24 protein-coding genes are annotated in these 25,203 nt (G+C 63.9%); 17 read left to right on the plus strand and 7 right to left on the minus strand.

What is annotated here, in order from left to right:
- Positions 1-349 (minus strand): 4-hydroxylaminobenzoate lyase (locus P0D89_RS21150; protein ID WP_408377161.1); only part of this gene is annotated, 349 nt, incomplete at its 3' end.
- 1,040 nt (positions 350-1,389) lie between these two features.
- On the opposite strand from P0D89_RS21150, the gene P0D89_RS21155 reads away from it, so the two are divergent.
- From P0D89_RS21155 to P0D89_RS21210, 12 genes are all read left to right on the plus strand, one after another.
- Positions 1,390-3,762 carry a bifunctional salicylyl-CoA 5-hydroxylase/oxidoreductase gene (locus tag P0D89_RS21155; protein WP_408377163.1) on the plus strand — a complete coding sequence of 791 codons (2,373 nt, stop codon included), beginning with the start codon at positions 1,390-1,392 and terminating at the stop codon, positions 3,760-3,762.
- A gap of 5 nt (positions 3,763-3,767) precedes the next feature.
- Positions 3,768-4,541 (plus strand): SDR family NAD(P)-dependent oxidoreductase, encoded by a 774-nt coding sequence (locus P0D89_RS21160; protein ID WP_408358707.1) that lies wholly within the window; start codon positions 3,768-3,770, stop codon positions 4,539-4,541.
- Positions 4,538-5,098, plus strand: a complete 561-nt coding sequence (locus P0D89_RS21165; protein ID WP_408358565.1) for a MarR family winged helix-turn-helix transcriptional regulator — start codon at positions 4,538-4,540, stop codon at positions 5,096-5,098. The genes P0D89_RS21160 and P0D89_RS21165 overlap by 4 nt, the downstream gene beginning before the upstream one ends.
- Before the next feature lie 49 nt (positions 5,099-5,147).
- Positions 5,148-5,999: an enoyl-CoA hydratase family protein gene (locus P0D89_RS21170; protein ID WP_408358566.1), complete on the plus strand. Its 852-nt coding sequence runs from the start codon at positions 5,148-5,150 to the stop codon at positions 5,997-5,999.
- Positions 6,000-6,018: 19 nt separating this feature from the next.
- Positions 6,019-7,200, plus strand: coding sequence for an acyl-CoA dehydrogenase family protein (locus P0D89_RS21175; RefSeq protein WP_408358567.1), 1,182 nt, complete (start codon positions 6,019-6,021; stop codon positions 7,198-7,200).
- Positions 7,200-7,643 (plus strand): acyl-CoA thioesterase, encoded by a 444-nt coding sequence (locus P0D89_RS21180; RefSeq protein ID WP_408358568.1) that lies wholly within the window; start codon positions 7,200-7,202, stop codon positions 7,641-7,643. The genes P0D89_RS21175 and P0D89_RS21180 overlap by 1 nt, the downstream gene beginning before the upstream one ends.
- Positions 7,640-8,035, plus strand: a complete 396-nt coding sequence (locus tag P0D89_RS21185) for a RidA family protein (RefSeq protein WP_408358569.1) — start codon at positions 7,640-7,642, stop codon at positions 8,033-8,035. Before P0D89_RS21180 ends, P0D89_RS21185 begins: the two co-directional genes overlap by 4 nt.
- An 82-nt stretch (positions 8,036-8,117) precedes the next feature.
- On the plus strand, positions 8,118-9,758 hold the full coding sequence (locus P0D89_RS21190; RefSeq protein ID WP_408358570.1) for an AMP-binding protein: 1,641 nt from the start codon (positions 8,118-8,120) through the stop codon (positions 9,756-9,758).
- Positions 9,759-9,938: 180 nt separating this feature from the next.
- Positions 9,939-11,162 carry a dienelactone hydrolase family protein gene (locus tag P0D89_RS21195; RefSeq protein WP_408358571.1) on the plus strand — a complete coding sequence of 408 codons (1,224 nt, stop codon included), beginning with the start codon at positions 9,939-9,941 and terminating at the stop codon, positions 11,160-11,162.
- Positions 11,163-11,270: 108 nt separating this feature from the next.
- Positions 11,271-11,948: a glutathione S-transferase gene (locus P0D89_RS21200; protein WP_408358572.1), complete on the plus strand. Its 678-nt coding sequence runs from the start codon at positions 11,271-11,273 to the stop codon at positions 11,946-11,948.
- 197 nt (positions 11,949-12,145) lie between these two features.
- On the plus strand, positions 12,146-13,642 hold the full coding sequence (locus P0D89_RS21205) for a DHA2 family efflux MFS transporter permease subunit (protein ID WP_408358573.1): 1,497 nt from the start codon (positions 12,146-12,148) through the stop codon (positions 13,640-13,642).
- Positions 13,643-13,744: 102 nt separating this feature from the next.
- A complete protein-coding gene (locus P0D89_RS21210; RefSeq protein WP_408358574.1) occupies positions 13,745-14,578 on the plus strand; it encodes an AraC family transcriptional regulator in 834 nt (277 codons plus the stop codon).
- Between the two features lie 226 nt (positions 14,579-14,804).
- Here the strand turns inward: P0D89_RS21210 and P0D89_RS21215 are convergent, their stop codons facing one another.
- Both P0D89_RS21215 and thrS read right to left on the minus strand, forming a co-directional pair.
- Positions 14,805-15,206, minus strand: coding sequence for a hypothetical protein (locus P0D89_RS21215; protein WP_408358575.1), 402 nt, complete (start codon positions 15,204-15,206; stop codon positions 14,805-14,807).
- 564 nt (positions 15,207-15,770) lie between these two features.
- Positions 15,771-16,991 carry a threonine--tRNA ligase gene (gene thrS, locus P0D89_RS21220; protein WP_408358576.1) on the minus strand — a complete coding sequence of 407 codons (1,221 nt, stop codon included), beginning with the start codon at positions 16,989-16,991 and terminating at the stop codon, positions 15,771-15,773.
- A gap of 403 nt (positions 16,992-17,394) precedes the next feature.
- Between thrS and P0D89_RS21225 the strand changes: the two genes are divergently transcribed.
- Positions 17,395-17,880 carry a GNAT family N-acetyltransferase gene (locus P0D89_RS21225; RefSeq protein WP_408358577.1) on the plus strand — a complete coding sequence of 162 codons (486 nt, stop codon included), beginning with the start codon at positions 17,395-17,397 and terminating at the stop codon, positions 17,878-17,880.
- A 100-nt stretch (positions 17,881-17,980) separates the two neighbouring features.
- Here the strand turns inward: P0D89_RS21225 and P0D89_RS21230 are convergent, their stop codons facing one another.
- Positions 17,981-18,565 (minus strand): flavin reductase family protein, encoded by a 585-nt coding sequence (locus tag P0D89_RS21230; RefSeq protein ID WP_408358578.1) that lies wholly within the window; start codon positions 18,563-18,565, stop codon positions 17,981-17,983.
- A 139-nt stretch (positions 18,566-18,704) separates the two neighbouring features.
- On the opposite strand from P0D89_RS21230, the gene P0D89_RS21235 reads away from it, so the two are divergent.
- A complete protein-coding gene (locus tag P0D89_RS21235) occupies positions 18,705-19,379 on the plus strand; it encodes an aspartate/glutamate racemase family protein (RefSeq protein WP_408358579.1) in 675 nt (224 codons plus the stop codon).
- Between the two features lie 63 nt (positions 19,380-19,442).
- Here P0D89_RS21235 and P0D89_RS21240 read toward each other — a convergent pair whose 3' ends face one another.
- Both P0D89_RS21240 and pdxR read right to left on the minus strand, forming a co-directional pair.
- Entirely contained in the window at positions 19,443-19,775 is a 333-nt protein-coding gene (locus P0D89_RS21240; protein WP_408358580.1) for a hypothetical protein, read from the minus strand.
- Between the two features lie 213 nt (positions 19,776-19,988).
- The gene (gene pdxR, locus P0D89_RS21245; protein WP_408358581.1) at positions 19,989-21,515 is read right to left on the minus strand and encodes a MocR-like pyridoxine biosynthesis transcription factor PdxR; all 1,527 of its coding nucleotides are present in this window, start codon (positions 21,513-21,515) and stop codon (positions 19,989-19,991) included.
- 116 nt (positions 21,516-21,631) lie between these two features.
- On the opposite strand from pdxR, the gene P0D89_RS21250 reads away from it, so the two are divergent.
- Both P0D89_RS21250 and P0D89_RS21255 read left to right on the plus strand, forming a co-directional pair.
- On the plus strand, positions 21,632-22,357 hold the full coding sequence (locus P0D89_RS21250; RefSeq protein WP_408358582.1) for a GNAT family N-acetyltransferase: 726 nt from the start codon (positions 21,632-21,634) through the stop codon (positions 22,355-22,357).
- A 197-nt stretch (positions 22,358-22,554) separates the two neighbouring features.
- On the plus strand, positions 22,555-23,217 hold the full coding sequence (locus P0D89_RS21255) for a VC0807 family protein (protein WP_408358583.1): 663 nt from the start codon (positions 22,555-22,557) through the stop codon (positions 23,215-23,217).
- 9 nt (positions 23,218-23,226) lie between these two features.
- Here P0D89_RS21255 and P0D89_RS21260 read toward each other — a convergent pair whose 3' ends face one another.
- Entirely contained in the window at positions 23,227-24,093 is an 867-nt protein-coding gene (locus tag P0D89_RS21260; protein ID WP_408358584.1) for a LysR family transcriptional regulator, read from the minus strand.
- Between the two features lie 124 nt (positions 24,094-24,217).
- Between P0D89_RS21260 and P0D89_RS21265 the strand changes: the two genes are divergently transcribed.
- Positions 24,218-25,162, plus strand: coding sequence for an AEC family transporter (locus tag P0D89_RS21265; protein WP_408358585.1), 945 nt, complete (start codon positions 24,218-24,220; stop codon positions 25,160-25,162).
- Positions 25,163-25,203 lie beyond the last annotated feature (41 nt).

Consider the following 25,203-nt stretch of genomic DNA (forward strand, 5'->3'; position numbering starts at 1 on the left):
AGTGATAATCGCCACGGAAGCTGCCTTCCGGATTGGCCTGATCGTTTCCACGGCTATCCATGTAAACCGTAGTGATGCTGAATCCAAAGGTCTTTTCCGAAGGCTCGACTAGCCGGGCACGGCGATAGTTCCACCCAGCAATCTCTATGTTGGCAGCCCAGCCTTCCTCTTCCACGCCAATCCTGATCAAGCGCGCCAGATCCTGATAGAACTCGCTATCTGTCCCGTACTGATCGTTGAGCCATTGCTCCACTTCGGAGCCCGTGGTCATGTCCTTGACCTCTTCAAGGAATGGAAGACATCGCGCGATAAGCTCGTCTTTACTGCTCGAAGTTCTGGTTTGTGACATTGACGTCCTCATTCGATAAGTCATGGATCCGATTTTTGCGCGGCACCTTCGGCGATGCATACGCGGTCATGGCGTCATGAGATGAAGCGTCAACTACGTCATGCATCTCATGGGAGTGCCCTGCGAGCAAAATGCCACAGCCACCCGAATGAAGGAAGCGACAACCCTGCAATGTGAAAATGCACGGCGTGCAAGAGCGACCCGCGGCCGGCGCGCAGTTGCATTTCGATGATCCCAGCCCGTTCAATATCGGCTTGAACACAATTCGCGCTCCCGGGGGGGTCTGGTCGTGAGATGATCGGCCAAGCTAATCTACCTCGGAATCAGAGGGTCAATGACAGGACAGCTTCTCGTCGTACCGACATGGCCTGTATTGATGTTCTGGATCGTGTCTGAACTGCTGGTCCAAATGCAAGCCAGATTCGAAGAAGCACGTATGTTGAGGATGCACGAGACTCGCTACGCCGACTACTGTGCACGCGTGCGTCGCTGGCTTTAGCAAAGCGCCGATCCGCAAGCGTTCAGTTTCGATGCAGATTCGGCGTCGCCGGGGGCTGTCTGCACGCGCGTCGCGACGGTATTCAGACTCTGTGAATTGCAAAAAAGCGGGGCCGCAGTCGCAGAATAGCTTTCCACGCTCCTATGCCCGCTTACCCACGGACTTCATGGGCACAACCAGGTTCGCGGCCTCACCGACCCACCAGCACCACGAATTCGATGAGAAGGGCACGCCGGCATAGACCGGCCGGAATTGTCCTGCAATCTGTACTGGCACCATTTGAGTTTCATTGCCAGCCTGACGACAAAGCATTTACTGCAGTTTCCCTTTGATAGCCTGCGACTTCCCGCGAGCCGCCACATACCCCAGTCCGTCCATTTCACATTGTGGATGAGCTTGTCATTTTTATTTTCAACTGACACTTTTAGTTTCCAGGATCGAGAACGGCAGGCCCCGGCCGGACAAGCCGTGAACTTTACTTGACACTTAAACTATCTAAGCCTAAATTAACACTCAGGCAGAACCACATTGGGGAGCGAGCATGCGCATTGTCTGTATCGGCGGCGGTCCGGCCGGGTTGTACTTCGGCTTGTTGATGAAAAGCCGCAATCCGGGTTACGAAGTCACGGTCGTCGAGCGCAACCGTCCCTATGACACATTCGGCTGGGGCGTGGTGTTTTCCGACCAGACGCTCGGCAACCTGCGCGCGGCCGACGCCCCCAGCGCCGATACGATCCTCAACGCGTTCAACCACTGGGACGACATCGAGATCAATTTCCGCGGCCGGCACATCCGCTCATCGGGCCATGGCTTTTGCGGCATCGGCCGTAAGCGCCTGTTGAATATCCTGCAGGCGCGCTGCGAAGAACTCGGCGTCAAGCTGGTGTTCGAAACCCAGGTGACGGACGACAGCGTCTACGAAGCCGACCTCATCATCGCGTGCGACGGCCTGAACAGCGCGATCCGGCAAAAGTACGCGGCCACCTATCAGCCGGACATTGACACGCGCGACTGCCGCTTTGTGTGGCTCGGCACCAAGAAGCTTTTCGACGCCTTTACGTTCGCGTTCGAAGAAACCGAATTCGGCTGGTTCCAGGCGCATGCCTATCGTTTCGACGATCAGACTTCCACCTTCATTGTCGAGACGCCTGAGCGGGTGTGGCGCGCCGCCGGTCTCGACGAAATGAGCAAGGAAGACAGCATCGCGTTCTGCGAGAAGCTGTTCGCGAAGTACCTGGACGGCAACGCGCTGATGTCGAACGCTGCGCATTTGCGCGGCTCGTCGCAATGGATTCGTTTCCCGCGCGTGGTCAACGGCGAATGGGTGCATTGGCGCCGCAACGCCGACGGCTCGCAAACGCCGGTCGTGCTGATGGGCGACGCCGCGCATACCGCTCACTTCTCGATCGGTTCGGGCACCAAGCTCGCGCTCGAAGACGCGATCGAACTCGCCAACAGCATCGGTGCCCATCCCGGCGATTTGCCCGCCGCGCTGCAGCATTACACCCAAGTGCGCAGCATCGACGTGCTGCGCATCCAGAACGCCGCGCGCAATTCGACGGAATGGTTCGAGCACGTCGACCGCTACACGTCGTTCGAGCCGGAACAGTTCGCGTATTCGCTGCTCACGCGTTCGCAGCGTATTTCGCACGAAAATCTGCGCGAGCGCGACGCGCGCTATCTGTCGGCATTCGAAGACTGGCTGGCCCGGCGCTCCGGCGTGGAGCGCGCGCCAGACAGGCATTCCGTGCCGCCGATGTTCACACCATTCACGCTACGCGGCGTCACGCTGAAAAACCGCGTGGTGGTATCGCCGATGGCGCAATACTCGGCGGTCGACGGCGTGGCCGGCGACTATCACCTGATGCACCTCGGCGCGCGCGCGATGGGCGGCGCCGGGCTCGTGATGACGGAGATGACCTGCGTTTCGCCCGAAGCGCGCATCACGCCCGCGTGTCCCGGCATGTACGCGCCCGAGCATCTCACCGCCTGGAAACGGATTGTCGATCTTGTGCATCGTCAGTCGGACGCGAAGATCGGCATCCAGCTCGGCCATTCCGGCGCGAAAGGCTCGACACGCGTCTCGTGGGAAGGCATCGACCAGCCGCTCGCCGAAGGCAACTGGCCGCTCGTGTCGGCCTCACCGCAGCAGTATCTGCGTGGCGTGAGCCAGCATTCGCGCGAAGCCACGCATGAAGAGCTGTGCGAAATCGAAGCGCAATTCGTCAACGCCGTGCGCATGTCGACTGACGCCGGTTTCGACTGGCTCGAATTGCACTGCGCGCACGGCTACTTCCTGTCGAGCTTCCTGTCGCCGCTCACCAACCATCGCACCGACGAATACGGCGGTTCGCTCGAAAACCGTTTGCGCTATCCGCTGCAGGTGTTCAAAGCGATCCGTGCGGTGTGGCCGCAAGAGAAGCCCATTTCCGTACGTATCTCCGCAAACGACTGGGTCGAAGGCGGCACCACGCCAGACGACGCCGTGCAGATCGCCCGCGCGTTCAAGGCGGCCGGCGCCGACATGATCGACGTGTCGTCGGGCCAGGTCAGCAAGGAAGAAAAGCCGGTGTTCGGCCGCATGTTCCAGACACCCTTTGCCGACCGCGTGCGCAACGAAGCCGGCATCGCGACGATCGCGGTCGGCGCGATTTCGGAAGCGGATCACGTGAACAGCATCATCGCCGCGGGGCGTGCCGATCTGTGCGCGATTGCGCGGCCGCATCTGGCCAACCCGGCGTGGACGCTGAACGAAGCGGCGAAGATCGGCTATTTCGATGTTGCGTGGCCGAAGCCTTATACCGCCGCGAAGTCGCAACTCGAACGCAATCTGGAACGCGAGCGCGCGCAGGCCGCCGCGAATGCAGGCCTGTCTGCGCAAGAACGCGCGCAACGCGCCGAGGGAACATCGTGAGCCACTTGACTACGCCCCAATCCGTGCTTGCCGGACAACACGCCGTCGTGACGGGCGGCGGCAGCGGCATCGGCGCGGCGGTCGCTGAAGCACTGTTGCGCGCTGGCGCACGCGTCACGCTGATGGGCCGCAACGTGCAGCGGCTCGAAACACAGCGGGAAAAATGCCGCGCATTCGGCGACGTCGCGTGCATCGTGGTGGACGTGACGCAGGAAGAGTCGGTGGCGAACGCCTTCAGCCAGGCGGGCCCGGTCGATATCCTCGTCAACAATGCGGGCCAGGCGCAAGCCGCACCGTTCACGCACACCGACATCGCGCTGTGGCAGCGCATGCTGGACGTGAACCTCACCGGCGTCTTTCTCGGTACGCGCGCGGTGCTGCCCGGCATGCTCGAACGCGGCCGTGGCCGCATCGTCAATGTCGCCAGCACGGCGGGGCAAATCGGCTACGCGTATGTCACCGCCTACTGCGCCGCGAAGCACGGCGTGATCGGCCTCACGCGCTCGCTCGCGCTGGAAGTCGCGACCAAGGGCATCACCGTCAACGCCGTGTGCCCCGGCTACACGGAGACCGAACTGCTGCACGCGTCCCTCGAACAGATCACCAGCAAAACCTCGCGCACCGAACAGCAGGCGCGCGAAACCTTGCTGCGCTCGAATCCGCAACATCGCTTCGTGAGTCCCGAGCAGGTCGCCAACAGCGTGCTGTGGCTGTGCCAACCCGGCTCGGACGCCATCACGGGGCAATCCATTTCCATCTCTGGTGGAGAAGTAATGTGAGCAAGTCAACCAACATCAAGAAGCCGATGGCGGCGGGCGAAACGAAGCCGCCGCGCAAGGGCGTCGCCAAACCCGCGGAGAACGTCGTGGACCTGGAAATGAGCACGGGCGCGGACAGTCACATGGGTCTGCGTCTGTGGCTGCGCATGCTGACCACGACCAACCTCGTGCAAGCCGAATTGCGCAAACGTCTGCGCATCGAATTCGACATGACGTTGCCGCGTTTCGATCTGATGGCGCAGCTCGAACGCCACCCCGAAGGTCTGAAGATGACCGAGCTGTCGCGCCGTCTGATGGTGACGGGCGGCAACATCACCGGCATTACGGACCAGCTAGAAAAAGAAGGGCTGGTATCGCGCGACACCGATCCGAACGATCGCCGTTCGACCAGCGTGTGTCTCACGCCCGCCGGCCGCAAGGCATTCGACAAGATGGCGGTCGCGCACGAGCAATGGGTCGTCGAACTGTTCGGCGGCCTGAGCCTCGATGAAAAGTCGCGCACGCATCAGCGCCTTGGCAAACTCAAGCAACATCTGCTCGACAGTCTGAAAGTCTGAAGCACACCGAACCGCAGCAACCATCTACATGGGATCAGAAGGAGACACCATGACACGATCCAACGCCGACGCGCTGCTGGCCGGCAACCGCCTGACGCTCGCCGGATACGAGGCGCAACACTTCGGCTGGTCGGTGACGGCCAAGGTCGCGACGATCACGCTGAACCGTCCGGAGCGCAAGAACCCGCTGACCTTCGAATCATATGCGGAGCTGCGCGACCTGTTCCGGCAACTGGCCTATGCGACCGACGTGAAGGCGGTGGTGATTCACGGCGCGGGCGAGAACTTCTGTTCCGGCGGCGACGTGCACGACATCATCGCACCGCTGATCGATCTGCCGATGCCGGAACTGCTGCTCTTCACTCGCATGACCGGCGATCTCGTCAAGGCGATGCGCCACTGCCCGCAACCCATCATCGCAGCCGTCGACGGCGTGTGCGCCGGCGCGGGCGCGATTCTCGCGATGTCGTCCGACCTGCGACTCGGCACCGCGCGCAGCAAGCTCGCGTTCCTGTTTTCGCGTGTCGGCCTCGCGGGCTGCGACATGGGCGCTTGCGCAATATTGCCGCGCATCATCGGCCAGGGGCGCGCCGCTGAACTGCTCTTCACCGGCCGCTCGGCGAGCGGCGACGAAGGCCATGCATGGGGCTTCTATAACCGCCTCTGCGAACCGGCCGCGCTCGTCGAAGAAGCGCAGAAGCTCGCCGCCGATCTCGTCGCTGGTCCAACTTTCGCGCACGGCATCACGAAGAAGATGCTGCACCAGGAATGGAGCATGAGCATCGACGAAGCGATCGAATCCGAAGCGCAGGCCCAGGCTATCTGCATGAGCACACGCGATTTCGAGCGCGCGTACAGTGCGTTTGCCCTGAAGTCGCGTCCGGTTTTCGAGGGAGATTGAGTTGAGCGCCGACAATCAAATGGATTTGCATAGTGCGCTTGCGTGGCCGTTCTTCGAGCCGCGTCATCGCGAACTGGCCGCCGGCATCGAAGCCTGGTGCCGCGCGAATCTCGCGCACGAAGACCACGCGGACACCGATGCGACCTGCCGCCGTCTCGTGCATGAACTGGGCGCCGCAGGCTGGCTGAAATATGGCGTAGGCGGTGTCGCCTACGGCGGCCACGGCGACACGATCGACACGCGCGCCGTGTGCCTGCTGCGTGAAACGCTCGCCAGGCACTCGGGCCTCGCGGATTTCGCGCTCGCGATGCAGGGGCTCGGCTCGGGTGCGATCTCGCTCGGCGGCACGCATGAGCAAAAGACGCGCTATCTGCCGCGCGTCGCGAACGGCACGGCAATCGCCGCGTTCGCGCTGTCGGAACCGGAAGCGGGCTCAGACGTCGCGGCCATGGCGCTGTCGGCCCGTGAAGACGGCGACGCTTACGTGCTCGACGGCGACAAGACATGGATCTCCAACGGCGGCATCGCCGACTTCTATGTGGTGTTCGCGAGAACCGGCGAAGCGCCGGGCGCGCGCGGCATCAGCGCATTCATTATCGATGCCGATACGCCGGGGCTCGAGATTGCCGAACGCATCGACGTGATCGCGCCGCATCCGCTCGCGCGTCTGCATTTTGCGGGCGCTCGCGTGCCGCGCAGCCAGATGCTCGGCGCGCCCGGCGAAGGCTTCAAGCTCGCGATGCGCACGCTGGATATTTTCCGCACGTCGGTGGCCGCTGCGTCGCTGGGCTTCGCGCGTCACGCGATGGACGAGGGTCTCGCGCGGGCGTCGTCGCGCAAGATGTTCGGGCAGACACTCGGCGATTTCCAGCTCACGCAGGCCAAACTCGCACAGATGGCGTTGACCATCGACAGCAGCGCGCTGCTCGTCTATCGCGCCGCGTGGCTGCGCGATCAAGGCGAAAGCGTCACGCGCGAAGCGGCGATGGCGAAGTGGCATGCGAGCGAAGGCGCGCAACAGGTGATCGACGCCGCCGTGCAGCTTTTTGGCGGCATGGGTGTGCAAAGCGGCACTGCCGTCGAAATGCTGTATCGCGAGATCCGTGCACTGCGCATTTACGAAGGCGCGACCGAAGTGCAGCAGTTGATCATCGGCCGCGATCTGTTGAAAGCGCATGCCGCCGCCGGAGCACCACGCTAATGAACGCGACCTTCGAGCGGCCCGTGCGAATCCGCTTCTCGCATTGCGATCCGGCGGGCATCGTGTTCTTTCCGCAATATCTGGTGATGACCAACGCGCTGGTCGAGGACTGGTTCAACGAAGGCCTGCACATCGACTATACGCAGATGATCGCGCAGCGCCGGGTCGGTTTGCCGATCGTCAAACTCGACTGCGAGTTTTCGCGGCCGAGCCAGATGGGCGAAACGATCATGCTGACGCTCGGCGTGAGCGCGATCGGCCGTCGCTCGATCAGCATCGAGATCGTCGGCCATTACGGCGGCGAAATCCGTTTTCGCGCGAAGCAGGTGCTGGTGACCACGTCGCTCGAAAGCGGCACATCCATCGACATTCCCGCCGACATCGCGAGCGCGCTCGCGATGTTTGCCCCTCAACCCGAATCCATCGAGGCGCATCGCTCATGAAACAAGCTCTCCTTCCCGCCGGCTGGATCAAACCGCGCGGCTACGCGAACGGCGTCGCTGCCAGCGGCACGCAGGTGTTCATCGCCGGCCAGATCGGCTGGGACGAACAGGCGCAGTTCCGGACCACCGACTTCGCCGCGCAAGCCATCCAGGCGCTCAAAAACGTCGTGGCCGTGCTGCACGAAGCGGGTGGTCGGCCCGAGCACCTGGTGCGGATGACGTGGTACGTCACCGACAAACGCGAGTATCTCGCGGCTCTGAAAGACATCGGCCGTGCGTTTCGCGAGTTGGTCGGCGACTACGACATAGCGATGAGCGCGGTGCAGGTCGTCGCGCTGATCGAAGACGAAGCGAAGGTCGAGATCGAAGCGACCGCAGTGATACCGCAGTAAGCATCGAACGAAAACAAGCCCACGCAAGCCACCCAAGCCAACCGAAGCGCATTTAGCCGGCTCAACGCCCGGGAGACCCGAGATGGAACCGTCAGCACACGTCGATACTTTCGCGCGCGACAATCTTCCGCCGCAGGACCAGTGGCCCGTCTTTCTGCTCGACAACCCGGACGTCGCCTATCCGACGCGCCTGAACTGCGCGGCCGAGCTGCTCGAGCGGACCATCGAAGCGGGTCATCGCGACAGTCCGGCGATCTGGTCCGAGGTGGACGGCGCGCCGTGCGCCACCACCTATGGCGAACTGCTCGCGCTCGTCAATCGCAGCGCTCACGTGCTGGTCGACGAAATGGGTTTGCAGCCTGGCAACCGGGTGCTGCTGCGCGGGCCGAACACATTGCAGATGGCCGTCGCCGCGCTCGCGGCGCTGAAGGCGGGTCTGGTCGTGGTGCCGACCATGCCATTGCTGCGCGCGAAGGAACTGAAGCAGATCATCGACAAGGCGCAGATCGGCGCGGCATTGTGCGACGCGCGCCTGACCGAAGAACTGGCGCGCTGCGCCGATCCTCGGGACGAGTTCTACTGCGCGAGCCTGAAGCAGACGCTTCTGTTCCACGATGACGCCGCCGATTCGCTCGACACCCTCGCGGTCAACAAGCCCGACCAGTTCGCCGCATGCGACACCGCCGCGGACGACGTCTGCCTGATCGCCTTCACGAGCGGCACGACCGGCTCGCCGAAAGGCTGCATGCACTTTCATCGCGACGTGCTGGCGATGTGCGATCTGTTCCCGCGTCATGTGCTCAAGCCGTCGTCGAGCGATGTGTTTTGCGGTACGCCGCCGCTCGCGTTCACGTTCGGCCTCGGCGGCTTGCTGTGCTTTCCGCTGCGGGTAGGCGCGTCCACGGTGCTGATCGAGAAGCTCACGCCCGAGACTCTGCTGCAAACCGTCGAACGTTTTCACGCGACCATCATGTTCACCGCGCCGACCTTTTACCGGCAAATGGCGCCGCTCGTCGCGCGCCATGACATGTCGAGCCTGAAGAAGACCGTATCGGCCGGAGAAGCGCTGCCGGATTCCACACGGCGGCTGTGGCACGACGCGACCGGCATCGACATGATCGACGGCATCGGCGGCACCGAGCTGATCCACATTTTCATTTCGGCGCAGGGCGAGCAGATTCGTCCGCATGCGATCGGCCGCGCGGTGCCCGGCTACGTCGTGCAGGCCGTCGACGACGCGATGCAACCGGTGCCGCCCGGCACGATCGGCAAACTCGCGGTGCGCGGGCCGACCGGCTGCCGCTATCTCGCCGACGAGCGGCAGGCGAAGTTCGTGCGCGACGGCTGGAATCTGCCGGGCGACTCGGTATATCTCGACGAGGACGGCTACGTGTTCTACCAGGCGCGCGCCGACGACATGATCGTTTCGGCCGGCTATAACATCTCCGGTCCCGAAGTGGAGAGCGTGCTGCTGCAACATGATGCGGTGTCCGAATGCGGGGTCATCGGCGTGGCGGATGAAACCCGCGGACAGATCGTCAAGGCGTTCGTCGTGATCAACCCGGGTTATGAGCCGGATGACAAACTGGTCGCGCAACTGCAGGATTTCGTGAAAAATAGCGTGGCGCCGTATAAATACCCACGCGTCATCACGTTCGTCGAGGCACTGCCGCGCACCGAAACCGGCAAGCTCAAACGCTTCGAGTTGCGCACGATGACTTAACCAACTTCCTGCGCAACTATTTTGCGTGGGACTGGAGTAAGCGCTACAGCGCTAACTCCGATCGACTCGCTAGTGCGTGGGATCGGAGTAAGAGCTTTGCATGGGACCGGAGTAAGTGCTGAAGCACTAACTCCGGCCGACAGCTAAAGCGCTAACTCCGATCGACAGGAGACACACCGCATGGCCGCATCTTTCATCGAAGTCGTCGCCCAGGATGGCAGCCGTTTCAACGCCTACGTCGCACGTCCGGCGCAGGGGTCGGGACCAGGCCTCGTGCTATTGCAGGAGATCTTCGGCGTCAACAACACGATGAAGGCGACCGCCGACCTCTACGCCGAGGAAGGCTATGTGGTGCTGGTGCCGGATCTGTTCTGGCGCATCAAGCCGGGTATCGAACTCGGTTACGGCGACGCCGATATGCAGCAGGCGCTCGGCTATCTCGGTCAGTTCGACGTCGATCTCGCCATCGACGATATCGCCGCGACCGTCGCCGCGTTGCGCGCGATGCCCGAGCAGGCCGGCAAGGTCGGCACGGTGGGCTACTGCCTGGGCGGCAAGCTCGCGTTCCTGAGCGCCGCGCGCACCGACGTCGACTGCGCGGTCAGCTACTACGGCGTCGGGTTGGAAGCGCATCTGGATGAAGTGCCCGCCGTGCGCTGCCCGATGGTGTTCCATTTCCCCGAAAACGACGCGCACTGTCCTCCCGCCACGCGCGAACAAATCAGCGCCGCATTGCGCACGCGCCCGCAAATCGAGCAGTACGTGTACCCCGGTTGCGATCACGCGTTCGCCGCGCCCGCGCGTCCGCAGTACGACAAACCCGCCGCGATGATGGCGTATTCGCGCACGCTCGCGCTGCTGCGCAAGGTGCTCGGTCCGGTCTACGATCTCAACGCACTGTGGGAAGCGCACTGCTACCACGAATTCGCCACGCGCGACGTCGACGCGGTGATGCCGACCATGGTCGCCGAGCCCTACGTCAACCATGTGCCGACGATGACCGGCGGCGTTGGTCATGACAGGCTCAAGCGCTTCTACACGCATCACTTCGTCAACTCGAATCCGCCCGATACGAAGCTGATTCCGATTTCACGCACGATCGGCGCGGATCGTATCGTCGACGAATTCATTTTCAGCTGCACGCATAGCTGCGAAATCGACTGGCTGTTGCCGGGCGTCACCCCGACCGGCAAGTATTTTGAAGTGCCGATGCTGGCGGTGGTGTGCTTCCGTGGCGACAAGCTTTACAACGAGCACATCTATTGGGATCAGGCTTCAGTGCTTGTGCAAGTGGGCTTGCTGAACCCAGAAGGGTTGCCGGTCGCCGGAATCGAAAGCGCGCGTAAGCTGCTCGACGAGACCTTGCCGTCGAATGAGCTGATGGGCAGCAAGGCGCGGGTTTGAACCGCGTGAGCCGGATGAGCCAGAGAGGGAGGCGAGGTGCGACTAGAGCCACACCTCGGCACAACCTGCCTATGATGTGACGCTCCACTCGCCAACGTCCATCGACCCATGCTGACCGTCCATCATCTGAACAACTCACGCTCGCAACGCGTGTTGTGGCTGCTCGAAGAACTCGGCGTGCCGTGCGAGATCAAGCGTTACCAGCGCGATCCGAAAACGATGCTTGCGCCGTCCGAGTTGCGCGCGGTGCATCCGCTCGGCAAGTCGCCCGTCATTACCGACGACGGCGTGACCATCGCGGAGTCGGGCGCGATCGTCGAGTATCTGGTCGGCAAATACGGACAGGGGCGTTTTGCGCCCGCACCCGGCACGGCGGAACGGTTGCGCTACACGTACTGGCTGCACTACGCGGAAGGCTCGGCGATGCCACCGCTGCTGCTCAAACTGGTGGCGTTGCGCATCGCAGGCGCGCCGATGCCGTTCTTCGCCAAACCGATCGCGCGCAAGATCGCGGCGACGTTGCAATCGAGTTTCATCGACCCTCAGCTGAAATTGCACCTCGGCTATATCGACAAGGAATTGAGCGCGACGGGCTGGTTCGTCGGCAATGACTTCACCGCCGCCGACGTGCAAATGAGCTTCCCGCTCGAAGCCGCGACGGCGCGCGGCGGCATGGAAGGCCAGTTGCCCGCGATAGCCGGTTTCCTGAAGCGCATTCACGCGCGGACGGCGTATCAGCGTGCACTCGAACGCGGCGGCAAGTACGAGATTCTCGGCGGCGACTGACGCGGTTGGGCGCGCGGGATTTCGCAGTCACGGTGACTGTGCATAGCGGGGTTTCGTAGTGTGACGCGAAACTCGGGGATGCTAGACTCAAAAATCCCATTGCTCTCGACATATGGCCCGCGGTCCGCAAGCGGCGGCACATCCCTCCGCGGGTCGAGTCCCTTGAATCCGCGCGACCGCGGCACAGGAGCGCACACATGACCCATTCCATTCACGGCAGACAACGCTGGCTGGCGCTGATCGTCCTATGCCTGGGCGTCTTGATGATCGTACTCGACACCACGATCGTCAACGTCGCGCTGCCGTCCATCGCGGGGGACCTCGGCTTTACCGAAACCTCGCTGGTCTGGGTAGTCAACGCGTACATGCTGACCTTCGGCGGCTTTCTGCTGCTCGGCGGACGGCTCGGCGATCTGTACGGACACCGCAAGCTGTTTCTCGGCGGGATCACGCTTTTCACGCTGGCGTCGCTCGCTTGCGGGATGGCGAACTCGCAAATCCTGCTGGTCGGCGCACGCGCCGTGCAGGGACTCGGCGGCGCGGTCGTCTCGGCGGTATCGCTGTCGCTGATCATGAATCTGTTCACCGAACCCGGCGAGCGCGCAAAGGCCATGGGCGTGTACGGCTTTGTCTGCGCGAGCGGCGGCAGCATCGGCGTGCTGCTCGGCGGCCTGCTCACCAACCTGTTGAGCTGGCACTGGATCTTTCTCGTCAATCTGCCGATCGGTGTCGCCGTGTACGCAGCGTGTGTCGCGCTGCTGCCGTCCGCTCGCGGACATGCGCACGGCGAGCGGCTCGACGTGGCCGGCGCGGTAACGGTCACCGCGTCGCTGATGCTGGCCGTCTACGCGGTGGTCAATGCCAATGAAGCGGGCTGGACCTCGGGTCAAACGCTCGGCTTGCTGTTCGCCGCGCTCGCACTGCTGGCCGCGTTCCTGATGATCGAGGCGCGGGTCCAGCATCCGTTGATGCCGCTCGGCCTGTTCCGCTTGCGCAATGTCGCGATCGCGAACGTGATCGCCGTTCTGTGGGCGGCGGCGATGTTCGCGTGGTTTTTCATCTCCGCGCTATACCTGCAGCGCGTGCTGGGCTACCGGCCGTTGCAAGTCGGGCTCGCGTTTCTGCCGTCGAATCTGATCATGGCGTTTTTCTCTCTCGGCCTGTCGGCGCGCGTGGTGATGCGCTTTGGCCTGCGCCGTCCGCTGGCGGCGGGTCTGCTGCTCGCGGCGTGCGCGCTCGCGTGGTTCGCACGCGCGCCGGTCGACGGCAACTTCGTACCCGACGTGCTGCCCGCCATGATCCTGCTCGGCGTCGGCGCAGGCATCGCGTTCAATCCGATGCTGCTCGCCGCGATGAGCGATGTCGATCCGGCCGATTCGGGCCTCGCGTCCGGTATCGTCAATACGTCGTTCATGATGGGCGGCGCGCTTGGGCTTGCCGTGCTCGCGAGTCTCGCGGCCGCTCGCAGCGACGCGCTGCAAACAGCGGGGAGCGCGACGGCGGCGCTGAATAGCGGCTACCACGTGGCGTTTGCGTTGGGCGCGATTTTCGCTGCGGCGGCTGGCGTTCTTGGCGGCTTGCTGTTGCGGCCGGGGCAGCCTGGGCAGCCGGGTGGCGCCGGTGCTCATGGCGTGCCGGTATCGTCGGAACCTGCGCGCGCTACCGGCGACGAGGCGGCGACCGAGAACTGCTGACCTGCGCGCCGCCACGCGAAACTCGCAGCAAAACCGCAAGCGCGATCAAACGCGGAGCCTCGCCGGTGGCTATGCTGGCTTCATGCTGACACGAGAGCCGATATGAACCCGGTCGGAAAAGCGCTCTGGTTTATCGAAAGCCATTTTGCAGGCGAATTGACGCTCGACGACATCGCCCAATGCGGGTGCGTGTCGCGCTTTCATCTGGCGCGCGCTTTCGAGGCGGCCACCGGGCTTTCGGTGATGCGCTACGTGCGCGCGCGCCGTCTGAGCGAGGCCGCGCGACGGCTCGCCGACGGCGCGCCCGACATCCTCGCGGTGGCCATCGACGCCGGTTACGGTTCTCATGAAGCATTTACCCGCGCGTTTCGCGAGCAATTCGGACTCACGCCCGAAGCGCTGCGCGCGCGTGGCCGGCTAGACAACATCACCATCGTGGAGCCGATCAAAATGGACGAAACCCTCCTCACGCATCTGGAGCCGCCGCGCTTCGAAGACGGCAAGCCGTTTCTCGTCGCGGGTCTGAGCGAGCGCTATACGTGCGACACCAGCACGGCGATTCCATCGCAGTGGCAGCGCTTTGGCGCGTACTTCGGCAAGGTGCCGGGCCAAGTGGGCAGCGTGGCTTACGGCGTGTGCTACAACGCGGACGACGCGGGCAATTTCGACTATCTGTGCGGCGTCGAAGTCAGCGATTTTTCGGCGTTGCCGGCGGAATTGAGCCGCGTGCGGATCGCCGCCCAAAGGTATGCGGTGTTCAGTCATCGCGAGCATATCTCGGCAATTCGCCGCACATTGAATACGATCTGGAATCAGTGGCTGCCGGCGTCGGGGCATCTGCCTGCGGATGCGCCGAATTTCGAGCGGTATGGCGAGCAGTTTGATCCGGTGAGCGGGATGGGTGGATTGGAGATCTGGTTGCCGTTGAAGGGATAAGTAGGATAGGACGAACATGGCTGAAAATGGGCCGGAGCGGCCATCGCCGGTGAGTCGAACACCGCGCGATACGAAAGGTCGCTTTCGGGAAAAACGTTTTGTCAGCGATCCAGACGGTCGCGTCGAACGACCGCTTTCCGCGCGCGGGCGCACCAGCAATGAGGCGCACCAGACCGGCGAGGCTCTTTCGATTCGACCCAGAGGGCTCAGAAAGTCAACGGACAAGTTATCCGAAAACCCGAACCCATGCCGCCCGAAGGCGTCGCGCACGGTCTTCGAAAAGATATGATGCAACCAACGTCAAGAGACCTGAAACAGCACCCGTCACGACGTGCTCGACATAGGGGATGCGGGAGTGACCCGGATGCGAGTAGGCATCGCCTAACGTTGTCAGGAAGCCGACGACCAGCGCATTGCCGTACCGATGCCCGTAGAGTCTCGCCGCAGGCGTGAAGGTCAAAAGTACGGCCAGGAGCCCGGTGAGCAGACCTGTATGGAGTGCAATCGTCCAGTGGGCAAGGCTCATGATATTGCCCCAACTCCCCGGCATGCAGGTCATGCACGCGCTGGTCGGCTGCCAGAAACGCTGGATAAATAGCCTGACGCGGCGCTTCCACTCGGTTGACACGATGTATTTCCCATCAATGCCGCTTTCACGGCCGACGCCACCATACGTACCGTTGAAGCAGCTTCCATGTCTTTTGACCAGCTTGCCGGGCTCGTCATGGATACGTAAATATGCGCGCCGTCGAAGCGGAGCAATAACGCGGACATGACGGAATACTACACCGCGAAAGGGCGGCTGCCGTTTAGGCCGGGACCTGAATTCGGCCCGCGCGTTTGTCGGTGCACCCCATCGAGACCGGCATCGAACGAGCGCTCCCGCACCGAGTCAGTTTCCCGCCTCAATCCATTTCGGCCATTTGGTGGTCCGCTGGATCAACGTCCGCCTTTGGCGTGAAAGACGACGCCTCGAGGCTAGCCGCGGTGGCTGCAACGGTGGCGCTTTCCAGAGCCGTCATGCAGAAACTTGTACGGAAAACAAATTCCGAAAGCCAAGAGCGCTGCCAGATCGCAGTGTGGCATGACTCGCCTGCGGGTTAGGATTGCAGCCGCACCGGCCTGCCCCGAAACATCATGGTGGTGGCCGACACGGCCTGCTTTCAAACGCCGTCTCGAAGCGACTGCTCCATCAAGCTCGCGATGCCATAAGCGGCGGCAGCGCCGCCAGCCGCAAATGCTCGACACCATCCGCAAAAGCCAGCGTCGACTGCCGCCCGTCGCGCAGGCGGATGCTGATCGTCCGGTCACGCTCGTCGCGCGAGCCCAGTGCGACCAGGATCGGTACCTGCTTCTCGCGCGCATCGACGATCTTCTTCTCCAGCCTCTCGGGCCGGCTGTCGAGGCACGCCCTGATGCCCGCATCGTCGAGCGCGTGCATCACTTCTTGAGCGTAAGCCGCATTTGCTTCGCTGATCGTCGCCACCACGACCTGCTCGGGCGCGAGCCACACCGGTAGCCAGCCGTTGTGATGTTCGAGCAGCATCGCGATGAAGCGCTCCATGCTCCCCAGCACCGCGTGGTGGATCATCACCGGCCGCTCGCGCTCATTGCGCTCGTTGACGAATTCCGCGTCGAGCCGTTCGGGCAGCACGAAGTCGAGCTGGATCGTGCCGCATTGCCAGCGCCGTGCGCGGCTGTCCGTCAGATGAAACTCCAGTTTCGGCCCGTAAAAAGCGCCCTCGCCTTCGAGCACGTTGAACGCGAGTCCTGCCGCGCGGGCCGCAATAGCCAACGCGTGTTCCGCGCGATCCCACGTTGCATCGCTGCCCGCTCGCGAAGCTGGCCGCGTCGCGAGCGCGACCTCGAACGCCGAAAAGCCGAGGTCCGCATAGACCGAGCGCAACAGCGCGCAGAAGCGCCCCACTTCCGCTTCGATATGCGCGTGCGAGCAGAAGACGTGCGCGTCGTCCTGCACGAAAGCACGCGTGCGCTTCAGTCCTTCGAGCGACCCCGACGGTTCGTCGCGATGGCAGGCGCCGAACTCGCTATAGCGAACCGGCAACTCGCGGTATGAACGCACGCGCTGCTTGAACACCTGCACATGGCAAGGACAGCTCATCGGTTTCAGGCAGAGCGCGCGCCCTTCTTCGGCCTCAGCGAGGGAGTACATCGCCGCGCCGAACTTCTCCCAGTGACCGCTCTTTTCCCACAGCGAGCGCGCCAGCAACTGTGGCGTGCGAATCTCGCGAAATCCCGCGCGACGCATGCGGGCGCGCACATAATCTTCCAGCACGCGATACAACGCCCAGCCGCGCGGATGCCAGAACACCATGCCGGCACCGTCCTCCTGTTGATGGTAGAGATCGAGTTTATTGCCTAGTACACGATGGTCGATGTCATTCACAGTCATGCTCCGTTAGCTCGAATACCGTCGGTAAATCGCCGGCGGATCGTTGATGGATGCCGCAAACGGAGAGCCAGAAACGCCAAAGGCCCCGTCCGTTTCCGGTGGGGCCTTTGGTGGGTTGCCACTGCTACCCTTGCTGCTAGCGCGCGCAACCTCCAGACGACCCGCCTGTGAAGGTGGTCGTCGTGGTAGTGACGGCAGCGAAGGGAATCAAGTGAAAGTCCATGGATCGACAGTAAGCGATTTTGTCAGCGCGCGTCAACCGCTAACGCGGCAAATACTGCGCACAAGCTGCCTGCATAGCTGGCCATAAGCGTGCGATAAACGCTACGATGTACGTCCGATCCGAAGCCGACGCGTCCTCGCCCGGCGTCGATCCACCATCCAACTCATCGAGCACTTTGCCTTGACTATTCACATCCGCCCCGCCACCACCGCCGACGCAGCGCTGATTCTTCGCTTCATCACCGAACTCGCGGTATACGAAAAAGCCGAGCACGAAGTCGTCGCCTCCGCCAAAGACATCGAAGCCAGCCTGTTTTGCGCAGGCGCTCCGGCCAGGTCGCTCATTTGCGAAATGAACGGCGAGCCGGTCGGCTTCTGCGTTTACTTCTTTTCGTACTCCACGTGGCTCGGCAAACAGGGGCTTTATCTGGAAGACCTCTACGTGTCACCGGCATCGCGCGGCAGCGGCGCGGGCAAACAGATGCTGCGCCACCTCGCGCAAATCGCGTGCGACACCGGTTGTGGCCGCTTCGAATGGAGCGTGCTCGACTGGAACGAACCGGCGATCGGTTTCTATGAATCGCTCGGCGCGAGCGCGCAAAGCGAATGGGTGCGTTACCGGTTGGCGGGCGGTGCGCTGAAGGCGTTTGCCGAAGGCGCCAACTGACGCAGGAGATAGCGGCGCGAACTCGTCGCGCCGCTCGAACACAAGACGAAGCATCGCTTCGATGCCAACAGGCGGCTCGACGCGTGCCGCCTGCCGCTCATCAATCCGCCGACGCGGCGCTCGCCGGCGCGACCTCGAACGCGTCGCCGGTCGCGAAGAACGTCCCGCCGGCCACGTAATGGCAGGTGCGCAGTTCGGGGTCGTCGCCGAAGTGCCAGCGGTTGTTTGAATACACGCGGCTGTCCGCATACGCGGCGACCACTTCGCCGATGATCAGATCGTGACGCTGGCTCTCGTCCGGAATCACCTTGCACTCCATCCAGGTAATGCAGCCGGCCAGCATCGGCACGTCGATGATCTGCGCGGGGAAGGGGTCGAGGTCGAACGCGGAGAACTTGTCGAGTTCGACGCCCGCGTGGCTGCCGACCGCCAGCGTCTGCGCGGCGAATCCGCGGGTCGGCAGTTGCAGGCCGAACACGCCGCTCGCTTCGATCAGTTGCCGCGTGAGCGTGCGGCTGTCCACCACGACCACGACCTTCGGCGGGTTGAAGTCGAGCGGCATCGCCCACGACGCCGCCATCACGTTCGAGCGGCCGCCGTGCGCGCTGGTGATGATCGTGACCGGTCCATGATTGAGCAACTGCGTGGCCCGCGACAACGCCACGGGTTCTCGGGTGACTTTCATAAGTGCTTGCTTGCGTCTGAAGGGATGAGGGGATTGTAGCGGCGTCATGACATGACGGCGCGGGTGCGGTCATTCGGCGCTACCTGCCCGCGCCGTTTCCAGGCAAGAATGTGCGACCACCGGAAAGTGAGGAGAAGCCATGCGCCTTGTATGCCTGCATACCGCCGACAGCAACATCGCCGTGTTCGACGCCGCGGCCCGCGCCATCGGCTCGCCAACGCTCGAACTGACGCACGTGGTTCGCGCGGATCTGCTCGCGGCCGCCGAGCGAGACGGCGGCTTGACCGAGGCCGTCGCAGCACAAACGCAGGCGGCGCTGCTCGCGCTCAGTAGCGGCTCGCACGCCGTGTTGCTCACCTGCTCGACACTCGGCCCAGCCGTGGATGACACGCTCGCCAAACAGTGCGCTCCGACTCCTGTCTTGCGAATCGACGCAGCACTCGCACAGCGCGCGGTGGCAAGCGGCGGCAAGGTCGTCGTGCTATGCGCCGCGCCGACCACGCTCGAACCCACGACTAGCCTCTTCCTTCAGGCCGCGACGGGCACCGCCGCGCATGTCGACGTTCAACTGGTCAGCGGCGCATGGGATCTTTTCAAGGCAGGCGATTCGGCGGCCTATCTCGCGACGGTCGCCGCCGCGCTGGACTCCGCCTATGCAAACGGCGCGGATATCGTCGCGCTCGCGCAGGCCTCGATGGCAGGCGCGGCGGAGCGCGTCACGCGCGGCGCGACGCCGCTGACCAGCCCGCAAGCTGGCCTGCTCGCCGCTATCGACGCAGCGGCGCGCGCCGCCGAAGCGCAAGAACAGAAGTAGAGGAAGAGGGAAAGCAAACGCGCTTCAGGACGGCAGCCCGCAAGCCGCCGCCCCGCGCATCTGTCAATGTGGCGCTTTGCCGTTGGGCACCGCGTCGAGCGGTTTGTGCTGTTCTTCGCCGAGCCCTGGGAAGAATGCGTTCCAGGCGGCGCGTACACCTTGGGCCGCGGTGGCCTCGGCGCCGATGGATTCGGCCTCACCCTCGGCGGCTTTCGATGGATCGGCGGACAAGCCGCGCCAGTGCGTGAAGACCAGCAACGGTTTCTCGGTCCAGATGCCGTCGCCAAATTTCGCAAACGCCGTGTCCCCGCTTGTCAACTGCACCTCGTACCAGCCGTCACGGACGGGCGTGTGGGCCGCAAGCTCAAACCACGGGGTCGGTTCGATTTCCTTCATGTCGTCTCCGGTCGGATAAAGCGTGATAGAAAACACGATCAAGGCATTCTTCATACCCGCGCCTGACAGCGGCCGGCACCGCCCGCACGCGATGTTGCAATGCGGTGCGCCGGGTATGACTTGCGGGCAATTCGTCGACCTCGAACATCTCGACCTCGCCGCGCATAAACGACACGATAGCGCGACATGGGCCACGCGGACAAACGTAAAAACTTACTCGCGCAGCGTCGCGCCGGGGACGGCCGCCGAAGCGGCTTTCGACGCGCGCGGCGGCTTGCCTTCCAGTTCGCGCGCCAGCCCGGCCAACGTGTCGATGGCGGGCGCGAGGCGCTCGGCGGGCGTGTTGCCGTAGCCGATCACCAGCCCGTTCGTTTCCGCGCGCGGCTGCAGCGCGAAGCCGGACAGCGCGCGCGGATTGAGCCCCTTGGCACGCGCGCGTTCAGCGACGGTTCGATCAGCGAGCCGCGGCGGCAAACGCAGCGTCAGATGCATGCCGCAATCGCCACCCAGAATTTGCGCCGACGCGAAATGCGCGATGAGCGCATCGCGCAACGCCTGCTGGCGCTCGCGGTACAACCGCCGCATGCGCCCCAGATGCCGCCCGAACTCGCCGCTTTCGATGAAATGCGCGAGCGCCAGTTGCTCCAGCCGATGCCCGCCGCGCAGCATCTCCTGCAACGCGACGGCTGCGTGCGCGGCGATCGCGCGCGGCAGCACGACGAAGCCGATGCGCAGCGCCGGAAACATCGTCTTGCTGAACGAGCCAACGTAGAGCACCGGCGCATCGTCGACGAGGCCTTGCATGCTGGCGATCGGCTCGCCGGTGTGGCGGAACTCGCCGTCGTAGTCGTCCTCGATCAGCCACGCGCCGCAGCGCCGCGCCTGCGCGATCAACTCGAGACGACGCGCCACCGACAACACCGCACCCGTCGGGTACTGATGCGCGGGCGACGTATAGATCAGCCTCGGTGGATGGGCGCGCCATGCGCCGGGCGGCGCGGCCATGCCTTCAGCGTCGACGGGGATCGGCAGCGTGTTCAGATCGCCCAGGTTGAAAGCGGCCTTCGCGCCGCGATAACCCGGGTCCTCGACCCATGCGACATCGCCCGGATTCGTCAAGAGTCGCACGCACAGGTTCAGCGCCTCCTGCGCGCCCTCGGTGATCACCACCTGCGAGCCCTCGCAGCGCACGCCGCGCGCCATCCGCAGATGCGCGGCGATCGCATCGCGCAACGCCGGTTCTCCCGCCGGCGTGCCGTAGCCGAGCGCGAGCGGCAACGCCTGGTCCATCGAACGTTCGAGCGCGCGCCGCCAGGCGCCGAGCGGAAAGCGGTCCAGCGCGGGCGTGCCGGGAGTCAGCGAGAAAGTGTTGTCGGCATGCGTGCGGGTCGCGGCGAACTGCGCGACGCGCGTCGCGTAGGCGACGCTGGGCACGGCGGGCGGAACCGGCGGCTCGCCGCGCGCGGCCGGGCTGGAGAGCGGACTCACGCGCGTACCCTTTTTATCGGCGACCACGTAGCCGACGGCGGCCAGGTGCTCGTAAGCGATCACCACCGTGTTGCGCGACACGCCCATCTCCGCCGCCAGCAAACGCGACGACGGTAACTGCGAACCCGCAGGCAACCGTCCCGCGAGAATTGCCTGCTGCAATCGCTCGATCAGTTGCTTCTGCAGCGGCGTGGGCTTTGCGCCGGGCGCCGCTGCGGGCGCATGGACGAGCGGACCGATGATCTCGATCATGGCAGCTGGACCTATCAAATGGGCTGATCGTGGATCTTTTGAACATACCACGTTTGCCGTATCGTTGAGCACATCGACGATCATTCACGAACTTGACGAACGAGAGGAGAGCAGACATGGAACCCAGACGCAATGCGTTCGACCAGCCGATCGACGCGCCCGTGCCGGGCTGGAACGGCGCCCAGCCGCCCGGCCGCGAACCGCTGACGGGTCGCTATTGCCGGATCGAACCGGTCGACGTAGAACGTCATGCCGGCGAGCTGTACGACGCCTACAGTTCGGCCTTCGATGGCCGCGACTGGACCTATCTCGCGGTCGGTCCATTCGACAGCCTCGCGTCCTACCGTGAGCACCTGACGCGCGCCGCCGCGTCCGCAGACCCGTTGCACTATGCGGTGATCGACCTGGCAAGCGGCAAGGCGGTCGGCACGCTGGCGCTGATGCGCATCGACCGTGCGAACGGCGTGATCGAAGTCGGCCACGTCACGTATTCGCCGCGCCTGAAGCGCACGCGCATCGCCACTGAAGCGATGTTCCTGCTGATGAACGAGGTGTTCGACAAGCTCGGCTATCGGCGCTTCGAATGGAAGTGCGATTCGTTGAACGAGCCGTCGCGCGCGGCTGCGTTGCGCTATGGCTTCACGTTCGAAGGGATCTTCCGCCAGGCGATCGTGTATCGCGAACGCAATCGCGATACCGCGTGGTTTTCGATCATCGACAGTGAATGGCCCGCGCTGCGCTTGAGCTATACGCGCTGGCTCGACGCCGGCAACTTCGATGCGCAAGGTCGGCAGGTTGAGCGACTGGTGGATTTGATTGCGCGGCAGAGGGCGGCGGCCTGAGATGAGCACGCGAGCGCGGCGGTGAAGCGGGCGTGGCGGACGGCGCTCGCCGCGGCACCGCCACCCGTGGCATGCGACGCACCCTACACTGCCCGCATACGCTTGCGCGAGTCAGCGCGACCACGTCGATGCGATAAGCGCGTCGGCAACGGCATGCGCGATTCGGGCTCCTTGCCACGCCCGCCACTTCTTAGCCGATGAAACCCCGCCTGCGCTATCTCTGCGCACTGCTCGTCAACGTCGCCCTACCCTGGCTCGCCTACCGGCTTGCCGTGCCGCACTGGGGCCAGCTCGCCGCGCTGCTCGCGTCGGCTGTGCCGCTGATTGCGTGGATGAGTTGGGACCTGCTGCGCTACCGCCATTTCGACGCGCTCAGCGCGATCGTGCTGGCCGGCGTCGTGCTATCGGTTCTTGCCAGGCTCGTCGGGGGCGATGCGCGCATGCAGTCGATCGAAGACCCGATGGTGTCGGGCATGATCGGCGCGTCGTTCCTCGCATCGCTCGCGCTGCGGCGGCCGCTCGTTTTCTATCTGGCACGCTCGACGATGTCGCGCGAGGATCATCGCAGCGCCGAGAGTTTCGAGAAACATTGGCGCGAGCGCCCCACGCTCGCCGCCTATATCCGCCTGATGACGCTCGTGTGGGGCGTCGGCATGGTGGGCGAGAACATCCTGCGCAGCGCGATCGTCTGGCAATGGCCGAACGACCCGCGCTCGGCCCTCGCATCCAATATGCTGCGTTACGGCGTCTATGCCGGCCTGACGCTGTGGACTTTCTGGCTACGCCGCCGCATCAAGCAGGACGCGCTGCGCTATCCAGAGGACGAGGCAGCTTCCGTCAACCGGCTCGCCAGCCCATGACCTCAGCCTTCACGCCAGTTCGAGAAATCGCGCGAGACACGGATTGCGATTCGCCGGCGACCACGCCAGCACCTGCTCGATCTGCGGTGCGTCGACCAGCGGCCTGAACACCACGCCCGCGAGTTGCGCCTTGCGCATCGACGAGGGCACCAGCGCGACGCCCACACCTTCATCGACGAGACTCAGCACGGTCTGCTGCAATTGTACTTCGAAGCGGATATCCGGTTCGAAGCCGCCGGAGCGGCAATGGTCGAGAATCGCCGCGCGCAGACTCGGCGCGACTTCCTCGGACGCGAGCACGAACGGCTCGCCCGCCAGCTGCCCGATCTTCAGACGCCGCGCGCGGGCTCGCGGATGGCTGCGCGACAGCGCGACACACAGCGGCTCGCGGAGAATCGTGCGCATGACGAGCCCCTTGTCCGGCACGTTCGGGAACATGATGGCCGCGTCGATCTGACCGGCGAGCACCTGCGCGGCGAGATCGTTCGATACGACTTCACGCAAATTCAACGCGACCTCCGGATATGCAACGCCGAACACCCGCGCATAGCCGGGTACGACGCTGTACGCCGAACACATCGTGAAGCCGATCGAGAGCTTGCCTGCATCACCGTGCGCGGCGGCCTGCGCGTTGCTGACCGCCTGTTCCACCGCCGCGAGAATCGCTTTCGCATCGGCGTAAAAGCGCTCGCCGGCCGCGGTCAACGTCACGCTGCGCGGGCTGCGCTCGATCAGCGTGACGCCAAGGCTCGCCTCCAGCGCCGCCAGTTGCCGGCTCAACGGTGGCTGCGATAGATTCAGACGCGCCGCCGCGCGGCCGAAATGGCGGGTCTCCGCGAGCGTCACGAAGTAACGCAGCGCCTTGATGTCGATCACAATGCACTCCCGTCGGCCGACGATGCAAAAAAGGTATCGTCGAAGCGATAAAACAGTATTGGATTGTATCAACGCAAGCCACTACGCTGGCGGGTTGTCCTGTCCGCTCGCACTTCTTGCACCGATGTTAGCCACCCTCGAGATTCTGCTTCCCGTCTTCGGCCTGATTTTCGCGGGCTTTGCGTGCCGCCGGCGCGGCGTGCTCGGCCCGAATTCCGCGTCGGAACTGAACCGGTTCGTGGTCTGGCTCGCGCTGCCCGCTTTGCTGTTCGACACGATGGCGCACGCCACCTGGCGGCAGTTGTACCAGCCGGCCTTCGTCGCGACGTTTTCGATTGCATGTGTCAGCGTGTTCGTGTTGATCCTCGCGACGCGTTTGCTCAGTGGCCGTCATCTCGCCGACGCCAGCGTCGATGCGATTGCCGCGTCGTATCCGAACACGGGCTATATCGGCTTTCCGCTCGGCATGATCGCGTTCGGCCAGGCGAGCCTCACGCCGACCACGATCGCGACGATCCTCGTCGCATGCGTGCTGTTCGCGTTTGCGATCGTGCTGATCGAAATCGGCTTGCAGACCGAGCGCACGCCGCACAAGCTGGGTTTGAAAGTGCTGCGCTCGCTCGCGCGCAATCCGCTGATCGTATCGCCGCTGGCGGGCGTGCTGTTTGCCAGCTTGCACGTCGCGTTGCCCGCTAGCGCGGAAACGTTTCTGAAGCTGCTGGCCGGCGCGGCCAGTCCGTGCGCGCTGGTGAGCCTCGGGCTGTTTCTCGCGGAGAAGCGGCCGACCGAAACCGGCGCGGGCGGCATCTCGCTGCTGCTGACCGGCGTCAAGCTGCTGGTGCAGCCGGCGCTGGCATGGTGGCTCGCGGCGCGCGTCTTCGGACTCGCGCCGATGCTGGTCGAGATAGCGGTCGTGCTGGCCGCGCTGCCTACCGGCACCGGTCCGTTCATGCTCGCCGAGTTCTACGAGCGTGAAGCGCATATCACTTCGCGGACGATTTTGTTGTCGACGGTGGGATCGGTGGTGACATTGTCGGTGCTGCTGGCGGTGATGGGGCATCGCACCTGAGGCTCTGCGTAGTGCGCTCAAATAGGTCGCCTGAGCGCTGG

The sequence above is a fragment of the Paraburkholderia sp. RL18-085-BIA-A genome, from assembly GCF_046027075.1.
In the GTDB taxonomy this organism is placed as follows: domain Bacteria; phylum Pseudomonadota; class Gammaproteobacteria; order Burkholderiales; family Burkholderiaceae; genus Paraburkholderia.